At 32.8% G+C, this 17,886-nt stretch carries 12 protein-coding genes and 4 pseudogenes; 1 reads left to right on the top strand and 15 read right to left on the bottom strand.

The window, feature by feature from the left end; all coding sequences use genetic code 11:
* Positions 1 to 217: 217 nt before the first annotated feature.
* From pknB to gmk, 12 genes and pseudogenes are all read right to left on the bottom strand, one after another.
* Positions 218 to 2,266 (bottom strand): Stk1 family PASTA domain-containing Ser/Thr kinase, encoded by a 2,049-nt coding sequence (pknB, locus tag ABLV95_RS03880; protein WP_427704790.1) that lies wholly within the window; start codon positions 2,264 to 2,266, stop codon positions 218 to 220.
* Positions 2,263 to 3,006, bottom strand: a complete 744-nt coding sequence (locus tag ABLV95_RS03875; RefSeq protein WP_069816101.1) for a Stp1/IreP family PP2C-type Ser/Thr phosphatase — start codon at positions 3,004 to 3,006, stop codon at positions 2,263 to 2,265. The genes pknB and ABLV95_RS03875 overlap by 4 nt, the downstream gene beginning before the upstream one ends.
* A 4-nt stretch (positions 3,007 to 3,010) precedes the next feature.
* A pseudogene (rlmN, locus tag ABLV95_RS03870) lies at positions 3,011 to 4,106 on the bottom strand (23S rRNA (adenine(2503)-C(2))-methyltransferase RlmN).
* Between the two features lie 3 nt (positions 4,107 to 4,109).
* On the bottom strand, positions 4,110 to 5,417 hold the full coding sequence (gene rsmB, locus ABLV95_RS03865) for a 16S rRNA (cytosine(967)-C(5))-methyltransferase RsmB (RefSeq protein ID WP_256092382.1): 1,308 nt from the start codon (positions 5,415 to 5,417) through the stop codon (positions 4,110 to 4,112).
* A gap of 2 nt (positions 5,418 to 5,419) precedes the next feature.
* Complete coding sequence (gene fmt / locus ABLV95_RS03860; RefSeq protein ID WP_069816484.1) at positions 5,420 to 6,352, bottom strand: methionyl-tRNA formyltransferase; 933 nt, start codon at positions 6,350 to 6,352, stop codon at positions 5,420 to 5,422.
* Positions 6,345 to 6,833, bottom strand: coding sequence for a peptide deformylase (locus ABLV95_RS03855; RefSeq protein WP_056935551.1), 489 nt, complete (start codon positions 6,831 to 6,833; stop codon positions 6,345 to 6,347). The genes fmt and ABLV95_RS03855 overlap by 8 nt, the downstream gene beginning before the upstream one ends.
* A gap of 259 nt (positions 6,834 to 7,092) precedes the next feature.
* A complete protein-coding gene (locus tag ABLV95_RS03850) occupies positions 7,093 to 7,785 on the bottom strand; it encodes a GNAT family N-acetyltransferase (protein ID WP_427704793.1) in 693 nt (230 codons plus the stop codon).
* Positions 7,786 to 7,874: 89 nt separating this feature from the next.
* Positions 7,875 to 8,069 (bottom strand): helix-turn-helix domain-containing protein, encoded by a 195-nt coding sequence (locus ABLV95_RS03845; protein ID WP_069816107.1) that lies wholly within the window; start codon positions 8,067 to 8,069, stop codon positions 7,875 to 7,877.
* Between the two features lie 753 nt (positions 8,070 to 8,822).
* Positions 8,823 to 11,233 (bottom strand): annotated as a pseudogene (gene priA / locus ABLV95_RS03840) (primosomal protein N').
* Between the two features lies 1 nt (position 11,234).
* Positions 11,235 to 12,445, bottom strand: a pseudogene (gene coaBC / locus ABLV95_RS03835) (bifunctional phosphopantothenoylcysteine decarboxylase/phosphopantothenate--cysteine ligase CoaBC).
* A gap of 362 nt (positions 12,446 to 12,807) precedes the next feature.
* Complete coding sequence (rpoZ, locus tag ABLV95_RS03830; RefSeq protein WP_002507908.1) at positions 12,808 to 13,023, bottom strand: DNA-directed RNA polymerase subunit omega; 216 nt, start codon at positions 13,021 to 13,023, stop codon at positions 12,808 to 12,810.
* A pseudogene (gene gmk, locus ABLV95_RS03825) lies at positions 13,023 to 13,645 on the bottom strand (guanylate kinase). The gene rpoZ and the pseudogene gmk overlap by 1 nt, the downstream one beginning before the upstream one ends.
* Positions 13,646 to 13,804: 159 nt before the next feature.
* Between gmk and ABLV95_RS03820 the strand changes: the two are divergent.
* Positions 13,805 to 15,502 (top strand): Rqc2 family fibronectin-binding protein, encoded by a 1,698-nt coding sequence (locus ABLV95_RS03820; protein WP_427704801.1) that lies wholly within the window; start codon positions 13,805 to 13,807, stop codon positions 15,500 to 15,502.
* A 118-nt stretch (positions 15,503 to 15,620) separates the two neighbouring features.
* Here ABLV95_RS03820 and ABLV95_RS03815 read toward each other — a convergent pair whose 3' ends face one another.
* From ABLV95_RS03815 to ABLV95_RS03805, 3 genes are all read right to left on the bottom strand, one after another.
* On the bottom strand, positions 15,621 to 16,022 hold the full coding sequence (locus ABLV95_RS03815) for a VOC family protein (protein WP_002507911.1): 402 nt from the start codon (positions 16,020 to 16,022) through the stop codon (positions 15,621 to 15,623).
* A gap of 128 nt (positions 16,023 to 16,150) precedes the next feature.
* Complete coding sequence (locus ABLV95_RS03810; RefSeq protein ID WP_427704804.1) at positions 16,151 to 17,005, bottom strand: YitT family protein; 855 nt, start codon at positions 17,003 to 17,005, stop codon at positions 16,151 to 16,153.
* 675 nt (positions 17,006 to 17,680) lie between these two features.
* Positions 17,681 to 17,872, bottom strand: coding sequence for a hypothetical protein (locus ABLV95_RS03805; protein ID WP_460872592.1), 192 nt, complete (start codon positions 17,870 to 17,872; stop codon positions 17,681 to 17,683).
* Between the last annotated feature and the right edge of the window lie 14 nt (positions 17,873 to 17,886).

Here is a 17,886-nt window from a genome sequence, read left to right as displayed (position 1 = left end):
TAATTTAAATATGATTTATGACTATTTCGTATAAAAATCAGTATAAATCATCTTATTACTCTCATAAAAATAATAAAACCTATAAAATAAAACACCATTTCAACAGACTTTATATCAGTTGAAATGGTGTTTACTTATATTTGTTTGACTCAAAGGTAAGTTAGCAATACTAAACTATCTTCGTTCGTTAAGTGCGAGTTCGGATCGTAAGCTTTGGCTAAAAATCATATGGAATATCTTTATCAGCGACGATTTTATCGTCAACGCGAATGGTATATCCTGCCGTCTCGCCTTTTTGAATTGTCATTGGGATTTTTACTGTTTTGTTTTCTTTTATCTTGTACGTCTGTGAAGCTGAATCGCCTTCGTCATCTTTATCTCTTACATAAACTTTGACTTCTTGGCTCTCATCATCATCACCCGTATACTGTACCTGATATGTCTCTGTATACGTCTTGTCTAGTTCATCATCTTTAGACTTAGCTTCATCTTTTTTATCAGAATCTTCTTTGTCTTTGTCCTTGTCTTCATCTTTTTCCTCAGGTGCTCCTTTAGAAACTGTGAATCCAATCGTTGAACCTTCATCAACTTCTTCACCTTTTGGTGATTGGCTGATAACGTGATCTTTTTTAACTTTGTCGTCGTCTTGCTCTTCATTAACTACAACTTTAAAGCCTTTAGCTTCTAATTCTGACTTAGCAGTTTTAAAAGATTTGTTTTCATAATCTTCGACATAAACTTGTTTTGTACCTAATGATTCAGTTAATTCGATATTACTATCATTCACTTCAACTTTATCGCCAGGTGATACGTTTTGTCCTTCGATTAATCCTTTAGCTACATTTTGGTTCGTATACGCTTGTTTTACTTTAGCGTCTTTAATGCCTAAGTCTTTCAACTTATCCATCGCTTCGGATTTAGGGATACCATAAAGACTAGGCATTTCTGCTAATTTAGGTCCTTTAGATAAAACGATATCCACCTTACTCTTCTGCTCTAAACGCTCACCTTTTTTAGGTGTTGTTTTAATAATTTTATTTTCAGAGTATTTATCGCTATATTCACGAGAAATATCACCAAGTTCTAATTTATTATCTTTTAATATTGTTTCTGCTTCTTTTTCAGTTTTACCAGATAAGTCTGGCGTCTCTAAATACTTACTCCCAAACATTCCCATAGCCATAAAACCAAATAAGCCAAATAATAAAAGAATAATTACAATAGCATAGAAAAACTTCTTTTTCTTTGAACGTTGTTTCGTTGGCATTGCATATATATGCTCTTCACTAGATTGGAATTTTTGTTGATTCACAATAGGAATTTGCATCGTTTCTTTAATATTTTTATGTTGATTTTCTGATTGTGTTTGATTAGCAATTTCTTCTTTATTTATAGGCACTGTTTTAGTGTTAGCATCATCTGAAAGATATTTCGCTTCATGCTCTCTACTTTTTGACAATGCACTATCAAGATCTTCTTGCATATCTTTAACAGTTTCATAACGTTCAGATCTATCTTTTTCTGTTGCTTTTAGCACAACATTACTTATAGCTTGTGGCACATCTGAACGATGCTCAGTAACATTGGGCATCGGGTCTTGTATATGCTTAATTGCAATACTTACTGCGGTTTCTCCTGAAAATGGAGGCTTCCCAACAAGCATTTCATACAATACTACACCGATGGAATAGATATCAGTTCCATTATCTGTAGACTCTCCTCGTGCTTGTTCTGGAGATAAATACTGTACTGTACCTAACACATGATTCGTTTCGGTCATTGTTGTTTCACTTAACGCTTTAGCAATACCAAAATCTAATATTTTTAAAGTTTTATCTTTTTCCACCAAAATGTTTTGAGGTTTTATATCACGGTGAACAATTTTAGTATCATGCGCATGCTTGATACCATCGATAATTTGTCTCGTGAAATTCAACACAGTTTCAATATCTAATGGACGATTTTCTTGAATGTATTCTGATAATGTTGGACCTTTTATGTATTCCATCACTAAAAAGAAGTTCTCTTCATTTTCTGTTACATCAAATACACTAACAATATTGTCGTGTGAAAGTTGAGTTAAGTTATGTACTTCACGCTCGAAACGTTTAATTGTTTCTTCTTTTTCACCCGATGGAATTCTAATTGCTTTAATTGCTACTTGTCGGTTGAGTATCGAGTCTTCAGCAAGATAGACAGTACTCATACCACCGCCACCAAGTTTTTTAATCACTTCATAGCGTTCATTTATTAATTTGCCTATCATACTTTATCACCTTCAATCTCAGCCAAAATTAAACTTACGTTATCATTCGTATCTTGTGATAATGCAAGTTCTATTAAATTTTGTCCCTGTGTTTCTAATTCATTATCTTGAATTAATACTTCTTGAATCATATGGTTACGAACAAAATCAGTTAGACCATCAGAATTCAACATTAAAAAGTCATAAAAATTCGTTTTTTTCACAAAAATATCTGGCGTAACTAATTTATCCGTACCCATCACTTTCGTAATAATATTGCGTTGTGGATGCGTAAACGCTTCTTCAGCGCTAATTTGGCCTATCATCATAAGATGATTCACGAATGAGTGATCGTTGGTAATTTGTTCAATATCTCTACTATTCACTAAATACGCACGTGAATCCCCAATATTTGCAACAACTACATAATTATCAAATACTAATGCACAAACACAAGTCGTACCCATACCTTGATATTTTGGATTTTCTACTGACAATTGATATAATTCACGGTTAATCGCTTTTAGTGTTGTTCTCAACCAATCTTCAGCTTGATCTGCCTCGATAAGATTTTCTTCTTCAAATCGACTTTGCAGTTCATTGGTTACAAATTGGCTTGCGACTTCACCCGCAAGATGTCCGCCCATACCATCACAGAGCACTAATAACTGTTGCTCTGTTTGATTATAAAATACGCCACCTGCATCTTCATTTTTATCACGATATTGTCCCGTGTCAGTAAAAAATTGTGCTTTTAGCATGTCTCTACCTCGTTTCTACTTTTCGTTCCTTCGCTCTTAATTGACCACACGCGAGCATCTATATCTGCACCTTGTTCACGTCTAATTGTTGCATTAATACCTAAACGTTTTAATTCTTTCTCAAATTTAAATATGTCTTCTTTAGGTGTTTTAACATAATTACGTTCTGGTACGTGGTTAACAGGAATTAAATTAACATGACAATTTAAGTTTTGAATTAAATGCGCTAATTCTCTAGCATGTTCAAGTTGATCATTAACGCCACCAAACAAGCCATACTCAAACGTAATACGTCTATTTGTTGTTTCTTGATAATAATTAATAGCTTCCATTAATTTTTCAACGTTGTATGCTCTGTTAATAGGCATTAATCTAGAACGTATTTCATCATTTGCACCGTGTAAACTCACAGCAAAATTAATTTGAATGTCTTCATCTGCGAAATCATATATACGTGGAATAATACCTGAAGTTGATACCGTAATGTGACGGGCACCAATATTCAACCCATTATCGTTATTGACAATTTTTAAGAAATCCATCATTTCATCATAGTTCTCAAACGGTTCACCAATACCCATGATAACAATTTGTGATACGCGTTCTTCTGATTCATCTAGTGCTTTTTGAACAGTAAGTACTTGCGATACTATTTCACCCGCTTCTAGATTACGTTTCAATCCACCTAATGTAGATGCACAGAACGTACAACCAATACGACAACCTACTTGTGTCGTCACACATACTGAATTCCCATATTCATGTCTCATAAGAACTGTTTCAATTGTATAGCCATCTTGTAGTTCAAATAAAAATTTGATTGTACCGTCTCGGCTCTCTTGTTTAACGACTGTCGTCATAGTTGTCATTGTAAAACTTTCTTTTAAAACTTCTCTAAGTTCCTTAGATAAATTCAACATTTCGTCGATGCTATCTACGCGTTTTTCGTAAAGCCACTCAAAAATTTGTTTTGCTCTGAATTTTTGCTGACCATTTTGTATCAACCAATCTTGCATCTCGTCATATCTAATTGAATAAATGGACTGCTTTTCAAAATTGGGAAGAAACTTATTCTTTTTCTTCTTTTCTTCAGTAATCATAATTTAATTTTCCTTTCTTCTAATCCTAGTAATGAAAAAGCCATCAGAGTTGAAATCTTGAGGTAGTACTTGCATCGTTTTCACTTTTTCTCCAGTAATCGGGTGTTCAAATGTGTCAAATTCAAAATCTTTATTATCTTTTAAAAATGTATATACTACATTCTCATTTTCTAATTGTTCAATTGTGCATGTAGAATAGACTAACGTGCCACCTGGTTTTAAATTATCTTTCACATTATTTAAAATTTCCAATTGAATTTCAACTAATGATTGAATCGATTGTTGCGATTGTTCATATTTAATTTCAGGTTTGTGTCTTAGGACACCTAAGCCACTACATGGTGCATCAACTAAAATCTTATCATACACTTTACCATATTTTTCAGTCGCGTCGTGTTCAAAAGCAGAAATGTTAGACAATCGTAATTTTTTAATATTGAAATCTATCAAATCTATCTTATGTTCATAGATATCAGTTGCATCAATATGACCTGTGCCATTTAATACTTCTGCAATATGACACGCTTTTCCACCTGGCGCACTACATGCATCTAATACTTCGTCGCCCTCAGTTAATCCCATTAATTCCGCAACGAACATAGAACTTTTATCTTGGATAGAAACTAAACCATCTTTGAACATACGTGATTCGATAATTGGTTTGCCACTGATGTGCAAACATGTATCAATTTCGTTATCTTGTTCCACGATATAATCATCTTCAACTAATCTTCTAATTGCATCTTCAATTGAAATTCTTGTTAAATTTACACGTACAGTTGTCGCTACTTTTGTTAAAAATGATTCCGCGATTGCTTCAGTTTTTTCAATACCAAAGTGTGTCGACCAATGATCTACTAACCATTTTGGCAAACTGTATTCGATAGCGATTCTTTTTTTATCATCAGTGATTTCAGTGAAGTCTGGCAAATCACTGCGCATAATATTACGTAATATACCATTTACTACGTTACCGTTATGCGGTCCACCCTTACGTTTAGCAATTTCTACTGCTTCGTTTATAATTGCATGTTCAGGAACCTTGTCTAAATATACGTATTGATAAATACTCATCCATAGTAATTGTCTTACCCAACCTTTGAGCTTCGTTTGAACGAAAGGTTTTAATAGGTAATCCAGCGAAAATTTTCTTTTTAATGTGCCATAAACGAGTTCAGTAAATAATCCCTTATCTGCACGATTTAATTCATTATTAGATAAAACTTCATTAATGATGATATTGCTATAAGCTTTGTCATTTATGATGTCTTGTAAAGTTTCAAACGCTAATTGTCTTACGTTCGTGTCTATTGTCATAATAATACCTTCCCAACGAGTGGCGTTTGCACTCCACTTAAGTAATTTGCAGCAAGCATTCGTTTTTTACCTGCAACTTGTATGTCTGTTAAAGCAATAGCATCTTTGGAACCAGTCGCGACGATAATTGCTTTTTTAGTTGTTTCTATAATCGTACCTGGTTCTCCAGTTTTATCTTTTTCAATTCTAGATGCATATATTTTTAAATTTCCGTCATCCATTACTGTATAAGCAACAGGCCATGGTGACAGGCCGCGAATATGGTTATATATCTGTTCTGCTGAAAGTGTCCAATCAATTTTCTCGTCTTCACGATTAATATTAGAGGCAAATGTCGCTTCACTTTCATTTTGAGCAATACTGTCGTTCGTGCCACTTATAATAGACGGCAACGTTTCTTTCAGTAAGTTTGCACCTAAAAAACTCAATTTCTCGTGCATCGTACCTACATCATCTTGCTGTTCTATCTCGATAGCGCGTTGAGATATAATATCACCAGCATCTAATTTTTTAACCATATACATAATAGATATTCCTGTTTCCTTTTCACCATCAATAATCGCTTGATGAATTGGAGCGCCACCTCTATATTTAGGTAACAATGAGGCGTGGACATTAATCGCACCCAGTTTAGGTGATGCTAATAATGTTTCTGGTAATATTTGTCCAAAAGCTGCTGTGACGATTAGGTCTGCATTTAAATCAATAAGTACTTTTAAGTCTTCTGATTGTGCTAATTTTTCTGGCTGGTAGACCGCAATGTCATGTGCTACTGCCACTTTTTTTACAGGTGGTGGTGTAAGCGTACGTTTTCTACCAACTGGTCTATCAGGTTGCGTTACAACTGCGATTACATCATGTTCAGCAATTAGCATTTCTAAAACTTTAGTTGAAAAATCAGGTGTCCCCATAAATATTATTTTACTCATTGTCAAAATACGCCTCCATTTCAGCTTCACTTAAAAATTTACTTACGCGCTCAGTAAATAACTTACCTTCAAAATGGTCAATCATATGTAATATCATACGTGCAATATCATCATATGCGGTCATTTCAACTTCATTACCATTTTTATCATTACTTTTAACAACGATCATTTTACTTCTTGTCACTTCACCATATACGTTAGGTATACTAATAGATCCTTCTAAATCTGTAACTTTCTCATTAGATTCGCTTATTAATTGAGGATTAATCAGTTGTAACAAGCCATCTACTTCCATATCTATAATCGCTACTTTTTGCGATATACCAATTTGCGGTGCACATATAGCGGATGCACCTACGTCATACATTGTATCTTCTAAATCGAGTAACAACTCCGCTAATTGAGCGTCAAATAAAGTAACATCAGGTATTGATCTTTTTAGAATTGGGTGTTGACTCGTAACAAGCTGTTTAATTGTCATCATATTTCTCCTCACAAAAATTCATCATATCATTATAACTTATTTTGACCAAAAATGCATCATGCATTGTGCAACAGCTAATTGAAATAGCTGTACTAGCCGTTTATATTTCAATTTGAAAATATATTTCATGCGTTTCTAATACTACATATAGCTTAACAATTCCAAAGAAAAAAAGGAAATATTTTATCGGTTTACAATAAAATATTTCCTTCGTTTTACATATACTTCGATTATATAAATTTTGATTTTCATTCTTCTAGTCCATAGACAATCTAGTTAGCTGTTTGCCAAACTCATCAAAATTATAAGGATTCAGCCATTTTTCAAACTTAATTTTATATTCATACCATTCACTTTCTATCATAGATAACCAACATGTATCTCTATTTCTATTTTTATAAATTGTATGATTTCTAAAGATACCTTCATATCTAAATCCAAGTCTTTTGGCCGCCTTAATAGAAGGTTGATTCAAAGCATCACATTTCCATTCATATCTTCTATAGCCTAATGTTTCAAATACATAATTTGCTAATAAATATTGGACCTCAGTTGCAATACGTGATTGTTTTAAAACATTTGAATAATGAATATGGCCCACTTCGATAGATGCATTTTTTTGATTTATTCTTAACAATGACAAAATACCAACCGCTTCATCCGTTTCGTTGTCAATAATTGAAAAAAAATAGGGGTCTTTCGATTTAATTTTATTATTTATGTAGACTTTAAATTGATTAAAATCTTGAGTTTGTTCATCAGGTAGATATGTCCAATTCGGCGCATCTTCTTCTACACTAAAATGATTGAATAAATCATCGATATGTTGTGTTGACAATTTTTCCAAGCGACTATATTGTCCTTTCAATGACTTTGCTTCAGGAAAACTTGGCATTTCAAAATCATTTATTATATCACCAATTGGTTGATTGTATTCATTATATACCATTGCCATATCGCCCCTTTACTCACTCGTACTATGCCGAAATTTATAGATCATTAAACACTCATTCTGATGAATTTTTAAGTCTATTTGATTCACATTAAATCTTCAGAGGTTGTATTAAAAAATTCGGCCAATATTTGTGCATCTTCATTTTTTAATTTCGTTTGCTTACTTTCTATGCGTTCAATTAATTCAGGACTTAATTTCGTATTATATAAAGATGCGATGCGATTTGATAATTCAACTATACTTAATCCTGTAGCTTCTCTCATATTCATTAAACTCATAGACAAATCCCCTTAGATATTATATTTACATGATGAAAAATACCCACCATTGTATTTTATTGTTGATTTTAAAATCTCAGACCTTTATTTTAAATAAGTTCGATATCAATTTATATTGGACTCGTTACTATTCAATATAACTGTACAAAGCATTAAATGCAAATTTTAAATTTGATATGTTTTTTATATATTAAAATTACATACATAACAATTGTTATAGACATTTTTAATTTTAAAAATAAAAAGTTAAAAAGACCTTTATAATAAATGGTAGCTCGCTATTTACTTTTAATAACATTGTTAATTTAACTTAAAGATTTAATTACATTCACTCTATGTTATTGATTTTAGTTATTCTTTTATAATATGGTTACCATATACTTTTACAAAGGATGAATAAGTTTGGATAAAGAAAACTGGTTTATAGCTATTCTAGTAATACTTATGTTTTTAGCGTATTTATTCCCCTTTATAGATGCTATTTATAATCATTAGCAATATTAATGATTTGTATTTTCCTCACAAAAACTCCTCCAATATAATATTTCACTGATGCAAATCGACGAATGCCACATATATTAACCGACATTGTAAACAATCATTCAAATATATAGCACTAAAAAAGACAAACAGTTAACTAAGACTTTAAAAACGTCTCAAGTTAAACTATTTGTCCTTTTTTGAAATTTATTTAATTATTCAAACCGCTGTAAACTTTGGATCACCTGTAGTCAATATATTCAACCAAATTACTTACATCATCATTTGGGGATTAATATCAATTTTCAATGATAGCTTGTCTTTTAAATATTGGTCATGATAATAATCATCTAAATACTTAAGCGCTTCGTGTAGCGCTGGTTCACTTTTATATTTAATTAAGATTTGGAAGCGATATTCATTATTTATCCTTGATAATGCTCGCTGGTGATGGTCCTAATACTAACGCTTTGTCTGATAAATGCTGTAATAAAATTTTATGAATATGTTTCGATGCTTCCATTACTTTCTTCATATCTTTGTGTGCGATAGTGAAATTAATTAAAAAGAAGTAAGGAGGATATTTCCCTATTTTCCTATAATTCATCTCTTTGTTAAAGAAAGCTGGATAATCATTTTCTTGAACATCTTTAATCGCATAATGTTCTGGATTATAAGTTTGAATGATTACTTGTCCTTCTTTTTCGTGACGTCCTGCACGACCTGATACTTGTGTTAATAATTGGTAAGTACGTTCACTTGCTCTGAAGTCAGGAAGGTTCAACATTGTATCCGCATTGAGTACACCTACGAGTGTGATATTAGGAAAGTCTAACCCTTTCGCAATCATTTGAGTACCTAATAAAATATCACCTTTACCTGAGCCAAAATCATTTAATAATTTTTCATGCGCACCTTTACGAGATGTAGTATCAACATCCATTCGTATAATGCGTGCTTCTTGGAACACTTCTTGTAATAATTCCTCAACTCTTTGTGTACCAGTACCAACTTGTCTGATATGCTCACTTTCACAATTAGGACATTTGTTCGGTGGTGTTTCTTGATGCCCACAATAATGACACTTCAATTGATCCGAAGACTTATGATAAGTCAATGAGATATCACAATTGGGACATTGTGGTACATGACCACAATCTCTGCATAACATAAATGATGCATAGCCTCGGCGATTTAAAAACAATACAATCTGTTCTTGATTATCTAAACGAGTTTGAATGGCTTCACGTAATTGTTCTGAAAACATAGACCGGTTGCCTGAACTTAATTCAGCTCTCATATCAACGATTTCAATTTCTGGCAATGCCTGTTGATTAACTCTGTTAGGTAAAGATAATAGTTCATAAACACCCTTATCTGCGCGCGCGTAAGTTTCTAAACTTGGTGTAGCACTCCCTAATATCAATGGACACTGATGATATTGACTGCGCCACTCTGCGATATCACGTGCATGGTATCTAGGATAATCCTCTTGTTTATAAGATGATTCATGTTCTTCATCAATAATGATCATGCCTAAATTTTTAAATGGTGCAAACACACTTGACCGTGCACCAACACTTACCCGAGCTTTACCATCTCTGATTTTTTGCCATTCATCATAACGTTCACCTTTTGATAAGCCTGAATGGAGCACGGCTACTTCATCACCAAATCGTTGCTTAAACCTTAAAACCATTTGTGGGGTTAAGGCAATTTCCGGCACTAGCATCATAGCTTGTCTATCTAAATGCAAGACTTCTTCAATTGTTTGCAAATATACTTCAGTTTTTCCTGAACCAGTCACACCATGTAGTAAAAAAGTTCTCTGTTCATGTGCCTTAATATTTTTAAGTATTGCTTCAAACGCTTGCTGTTGGTCAACTGTGAGTTGTTGCTTTTCGTCTTGTTCAAATACACGCGTTTCAAAAGGATCACGTTCAACGATTGCATCGTATTTTTCCACAAAGCCTTTGCGCATCAGTGTATCAATGCTCGATTTTGAAAAGTTCATTGCTTCTAATTGTTTCAGTAATACAGTATGATGACGTTCATCAATTAAATAAGCATATAAATCATATTGCTTTTGAGACTTTTCTAAAGAACCAAGTACAGCATCATATTCAAAACCTTCTATCACTCTCACAAGCACGTTGTTTCTTTTTACTGAGACTTTGAGAAAGCAATGTTACTTCACTAATATCACCTTGCTTTAACAAAGGTGATATGACAGATAAATCATCATTATATTGAGCTTCTTTATACGCATAATGCCCTTCGCTATCAAAACGACGTCGTAACTGTTCCGGAATTGCTTCATCATTTTCAATTGAAAAAACTTTTGTATATTTAGCTTTAATTGCACTCGGTAACATCACTTCTAACATAGAAATTCGCTTCGTCACAAAATAATTATTATACCAATCTGTTAACTTAATAAGTTCTTCAGTTAATTCTGGTTTAATATCTTGAATTTCTTTTATCTCTTTTAACTTAGCTATGTCTATATTTGCGTCAGGTTGTTCTGTTATTTCCATAATATAGCCTTGAATTGTTCTTGGTCCAAAAGGCACAATGACACGCATACCAACTTGTATCATAGATTGTAGTCTTGTAGGAATAATATAATCGAACGTAAAGTCCACACTTTTAGAAGGTATATCAACAATTACTTTTGCTATCATTTTATTCCCACCTTGTTTCTAAACTATCTAAGATATGCTCCGCCAATATGACTTTTTTGTGTTTTCCTAAACTAATAGGACCTCCATTTTTAAAATACATCGTATAGTCATTATCATCCGAACTAAATCCTATTGAACGATCGCCTACGTTATTAGCAATAATCACATCTGCATTTTTATGTTGCAGTTTTTTCTGAGCATATGTTTCAATATTTTGTGTTTCTGCCGCAAAGCCTACTAAGAATTGCTTTGTTTTGTGTTCACCTAGATATTTCAAAATGTCTGGCGTACGTTTAAAAGTCACAGATAATGTACCGTCTTGTTTTTTAAGTTTGTGTTCTAACATTTCAGCAGGTGCATAATCTGATACTGCTGCAGCTTTAAATATGATATCTTGTTCATTAAAGCGTGTTTTTACCGCTTCAAACATTTCCTCAGCACTTTGAATTTGAATAACATTCACATTTTCTGGAGGTGTTAGGTGTGTAGGTCCAGATACGAGTGTGACGTTCGCTCCACGCTTAGTTAGTGATTCTGCCAATGCGTAACCAATTTTTCCTGATGATCGGTTAGATAAATAACGTACTGGGTCCAACTCTTCGACGGTCGGTCCGAGCAGTGATTAATGCGTTCATACCTTCAAATCGACTGTCTATCGAATAAGATGCTTGTTCGTTCTCTTTGAAAAACTGGTTTAACCTTTCAACAATTTGCAAAGGTTCTTCCATGCGGCCTTTTGCTACATAGCCACATGCTAAAAAGCCCTCACCGGGTTCAAGAAAATAATAACCATCTGAACTCAGTGTAGCGAGATTGTGCTGTGTCCGCTTATTTTCATACATATGCACATTCATCGCTGGCGCAATAAATTTAGCTGTTTCAGTAGCAAGCAATGTCGACGTCACCATATCATCTGCAATGCCATTTGCAAGTTTGGCAATGATATTTGCTGTCGCCGGTGCCACTACGATTGCGTCCGCCCAATCACCTAATGCAACATGTTGTATTTCTTCCGGATTCTGTTCTAAAAAAGTACTTGTATAAACTGGATTTCTACCAATTGCTTGAAAAGCTAATGGGGTCACAAATTCTTGTGCATGATCTGTAAGCATAACTCTAACGTCATAGTCTGCTTGCGTTAATTTACTTGTTAAATCAATTGCTTTATACGCGAGCAATGCCACCTGTAACAGCAAGTAATATTCGTTTCATTGCAAATCTCCTCCAAATAATTTAAATATGACCTCTTAATAGGCTATAAATTTATGTTTATAAATAACACTAAGGTTAATTTGTTATTAAATGCTTTAAATAGATGATTAATCACCATTATACACAAAATTTTAAATTAAATAAAAAAAGGGAGCGGGATAGAAATCAAAATTTGATTTCTATTCCCGCTCCCGCAAGGCTTACTCAAAAAAGCTTGAAACAAGTACAATTAGATATCAAACAACTACTGTTCAATCTAACAATCGAGTCTGAGACATGTATTTATGTCCCAGACTCGTTTGAAAAACTTTTAATTAGCACTATGCTATTTGTTATTTATATGTTTCAAGATTAACTTTTAATTACTTAGATGGTATTTTGTAAAGTCCGTCAGGATAAACATCTCCGCCGGCGATTTCTTCTAGCGCTTTACCTACAGGTTTTTTTGCATCATATTTGCTTAACAATGCAGATTCTGGATTTTCATCTATTTCACGAGCACGTTTTGCGGCAGTAGTTGCAATTAAATATTTTGAATTAACTTTTGCTGTTAATTCGTTTAATGGTGGGTATAACATTATTTTTTTGCCTCCAATATCATTTTTCTATATTTCGCTTCAATACGTTCTCTCTTCAAATGCTCAGCTTCTACAATAGATTGAATACGTTGTTTAGCTAACTCTACTTCATCATTAACTACAACATAGTCATACAAGTTCATCATTTCTACTTCTTTACGTGCTTCATTCACACGACTTTGAATTTTTTCATCAGACTCCGTGCCACGACCGACTAAGCGTTCACGTAAATGATCTAAACTTGGCGGGGCAAGAAAAACAAACAATGCATCAGGGAATTTCTTACGCACCTGTTTCGCACCTTCTACTTCAATTTCTAAAAATACGTCATGGCCTTGTTCCATCGTATCTTTAACATATTGAACAGGCGTCCCATAGTAATTTCCTACGTATTCAGCATATTCTATAAATTCATCTTGTTTAATTAATTCTTCAAATTCTGCTTTTGCTTTGAAAAAATAATCAACGCCATCTACTTCACCTTCACGCTTACCACGTGTGGTCATTGAAATAGAATATTTATAAGATGTGGTTGGATCATCAAATATTTTTTTCTAACTGTCCCTTTTCCTACACCGGAAGGTCCAGATAGTACAATCAATAAACCTTTCTCATTATCCATGACTTACTACCTCTCTAAGCTAATCTTCTATTATTAACATATGATACCATAAGAAACATTCAATTGTATAGCGTCCCACAACACAAACTTTGCTCATGACCTAATCTTTACGCCATGTTACAATATGTTGAATGACTAAAAATAAGGTGGCTGATAGTAATGGCATATGATGGTTTATTCACTAAAAAAATGGTGGAATCTCTACAATTTCTTGTAGGTGGTAGAATCCACAAAATAAATCAACCAGAAAACGACACACTTCTTGTCGTTGTGCGTCAAAATCGTAAAAATCATCAGCTTCTACTTTCTATCCATCCAAGTTTTACTAGAATGCATTTAACTAATAAAAAATATGACAATCCATTTGATCCTCCTATGTTTGCACGTGTGTTCCGTAAACATATTGAAGGTGGCTTTATAAAAGCAGTAAGACAAATTGGTAATGATAGACGCGTAGAAATAGATGTACAGAGTAAAGATGAAATTGGCGATACAATACATCGTACAATTATATTAGAAATTATGGGTAAACACAGTAATTTAATATTAGTAAACGAACAGCGCAAGATTATTGAAGGCTTTAAGCATTTAACACCAAACACAAATCAGTATCGTACTGTAATGCCTGGTTTTCAATATGAAGCACCACCTGCGCAAAACAAAATTAATCCATATGATATATCTGGAGAAACTGTTTTAAAATATATAGATTTTAATAGTGGGAAAATAGCTCGACAATTACTAGATCACATCGAAGGGTTTAGTCCATTAATTACTAATGAAATTGTTAGCAGAAAACAATTTATGACTGCCCAAACTTTGCCTGAAGCATTTGATACAGTAATTGAAGAAACTAAGGGCGAGCCCATACCTGTTTTCCATAAAAATCATAAAACAGGTAAAGAAGATTTTTACTTTATGAAATTAAATCAATTTTATGATGATGTTGTAGAATACGATTCACTGCATGATTTACTTGATCGCTATTATGATGCACGTGGCGAAAGAGAGCGTGTCAAACAACGTGCGAATGATTTAGTTAAATTTGTACAGCAACAACTTCATAAATATCAAAATAAATTAAGTAAATTAATTGATGAGCAAGAAGGTACCAAAGAAAAAGAATTACAGCAACTATATGGTGAGTTAATAACAGCCAATATTTATCAAATTAAGCAAGGCGATAAAGAAATTACGACGCTTAATTATTATACTGGTGAAGAAATTACAATTCCTCTTAACCCAACCAAAGCCCCTGCTGTCAATGCGCAGAATTATTATAAAAAATATAACAAGTTGAAAACAAGAGCACACGAGTTGCTCCATCAAATTGAATTAACTCAAGAGAATATTGCTTATTTTGAAAGTATTGAACAACAGCTCGCACATATCTCTGTTGATGAAATTGATGATATCCGTGATGAGCTAGCAGAACAGGGCTTTATGAAACAACGCAAACAAAACAAGAAGAAAAAGAAACAAACCATTCAATTACAAGCATATGTTTCAACTGATGGTGATACGATTCTTGTCGGTAAAAACAATAAACAAAATGATTATTTAACGAATAAAAAAGCAGCAAAAAATCATCTTTGGTTCCACACGAAAGATATACCAGGCTCTCATGTTGTGATACTTAGTGACGCACCAAGTGAAGAGACGATTAAAGAAGCGGCCATGTTATCTGGTTATTTCTCCAAAGCTGGTAATTCTGGACAAATTCCAGTAGATTACACAGAAATTAGACATGTGCACAAACCTTCAGGTGCCAAACCAGGTTTTGTAACATATGATAATCAAAAAACGCTTTTCGCTACACCAGATTATGATCACATTCAAAAAATGAAAGTAAAATAATTTGTTATTATATATTATGCTTAAGATTATCAAAACGCATAATAAAAAAGCTAGGATAAAGTCGTTTGTTTTTTCAAAAACGATTATATCCTAGCTTTTTTCATTCTCTAATTTAAATTTATTCTGGCAATGCTAGTTGAAAATTAACACCAAATTTATCTTGTATCCAAGCAAATTCTCTAAATGGTGGCATTTGTGTTTTAGGCATTAAAATAGCCCCACCACTTTTCAGATTACTGAATAAGCGTTCCATTTCTAACGCACTGTCTACAGTGACATATAATGATACGGCTGGATTCATTTCTATATCGACACCATTCATATTATCAATTGCCATAAACACTTGATCTTTCAACCTGAAAATAGCGTGTTGTACAGCACCAGTTGGTTCTTTATCACTCTCACTATATCTTACCAATGCCAATATTTCAGCATCTTCAAATGTATTAACATATAAATTAATTGCTTCTTCTGCATCTCCATTGAACATTAGAAATGTAGTTATTTTTGGTATAGCCATCATCCAACCTCCTTAATTTCTTCTTAATACTAGAATAAATGATAAATTGTAAAAAATCGAATATACAACGTTATTATAAGTAGTAAAATATTTTCAAATTCTTATTTACAAACGTTCAAAATATTGGCTTATGTTAAATTAATAAATCCACTACCTAGCACGTCACGTACATCATGTATAACTAAGAAAGCTTTGTCATCTTCTTCATTCACTAATTTTTTGACTCGCGTGACTTGAGATTGTGGCACTACAACATATAGCATACTTGTTTCTTTTTTACCGAAACCACCCTTGCCTTTAAGTAACGTTGAGCCCCTGCCTGTAAAACTGTTAATTCTATCACTAATATTTTCATTTTTATCTGAAATAATTGTAACAGCTTTTTTAGGATTAAAGCCTTCAATTATAAATGCAGTTGCACGTTCAGTAATGAATATCATAATAATCGTAAACAACACATTTTCTAACGGTAATACAAATAAGAAAGATAGCACAACTAAACCATCTAATAAAAATATGCCTTGTGACGTTTTTATATCAAAGTACTTATTCAGCATTTTAGCTACAACTGAAGTTCCTCCAATGACACCACCTGCCGCAATAACCAAGCCGATGCCCACACCTACAAACACACCACCAAAAGCGGCGTTGATTACAAAGTTATCTATACCAGTACTAAAATTTTCAGTTAAATCTAAAAATAGAGAAATTGCTGTATTTGCAATAAAAGTATATACAGCAGTTCTTGTACTTAAAAATTTCCAACCTACAATAATAACAATTGTATTAATAATTAAAGAAGTTAAAGCTGGTGACCAACCAAAAGCATATTTAAGCGCTAAAGATATACCAACTGTGCCTCCATCCCCAAGATTAGATTCTAGAATAAAGCAATTTACTGCAATTGCACTGACAAATGCGCCAATTAAACAAATAATGATATTTTTAGTATGATCACGGAATAATTGTTTCATCATTTTCATTTAAGCACCCCTTACATTTTCAAAAATTAAACCCTTTTGGTAAACGATTACGATTGGTATTTTCAATTCAGTCAGCTAAAATTAATATAACTATAGAGGCTAAGACATATATTTATGTCCCAGCCCCATAAAAATATATTATTGTAATTCTAAGTTATACATCGTATTATAAATGCAAATGTACCACAACAATAGTGGTCACACCACTTTGTATTTCTTGTAACGCTTTTAACCCATTGCATTCAAAAAATGTATAACTGTCATCTCTTTTTTAGTTGAATGACAATATCGTCTTTATTTCTTTTACTTTCTAATATTTACAGTTAGAATAAATATAAATCCAATTGGAGGTATTTCATGTCTTTTTATATTATTCCATTACTTATTGCGGCATTAGTTTTATTAGTAGGTTATATTATTATTAAAATTATGATCCGCTAATAATGACTTTACTACACAATGACACATTTTAGTTTTAAAACGGTCAGCACATATAATAAGTATTATAAATTATATTGATAAACTTTGTTATTACAAAAATAACCTTAATTTAACGAAGTTCAACAAGAAGTTTGCTATATCAAAATGATTTAATATAAAGAGGAAGGTCAAAATGAAATTCATTCTGATCTTCCTCTTTATTATGGTCTTAAATACGTCTATACATATTACATTTTATGAATTACTTAATATGTCCTTTTTGTTTAATTGTAGTCTTGGATTTCTTATATATATTTGCTTCTGATGTATTAGATAGCCATTCGTTCTTATCGTTTGAATGAGTTGGATGTCTATAATCGTCTTCTTTTTTAAAAAATCGTTTAAATGTGCAAAGTGATTATATGCTTTTTTTGGGTTTTCTGTCATAATATCCCCTCCAA

It is taken from the genome of Staphylococcus sp. Mo2-1, from assembly GCF_046721385.1.
GTDB lineage: Bacteria > Bacillota > Bacilli > Staphylococcales > Staphylococcaceae > Staphylococcus > Staphylococcus equorum_A.
Note: the sequence above shows the minus strand (reverse complement) of the source record. Positions and strands in the feature narration are given on the sequence as shown.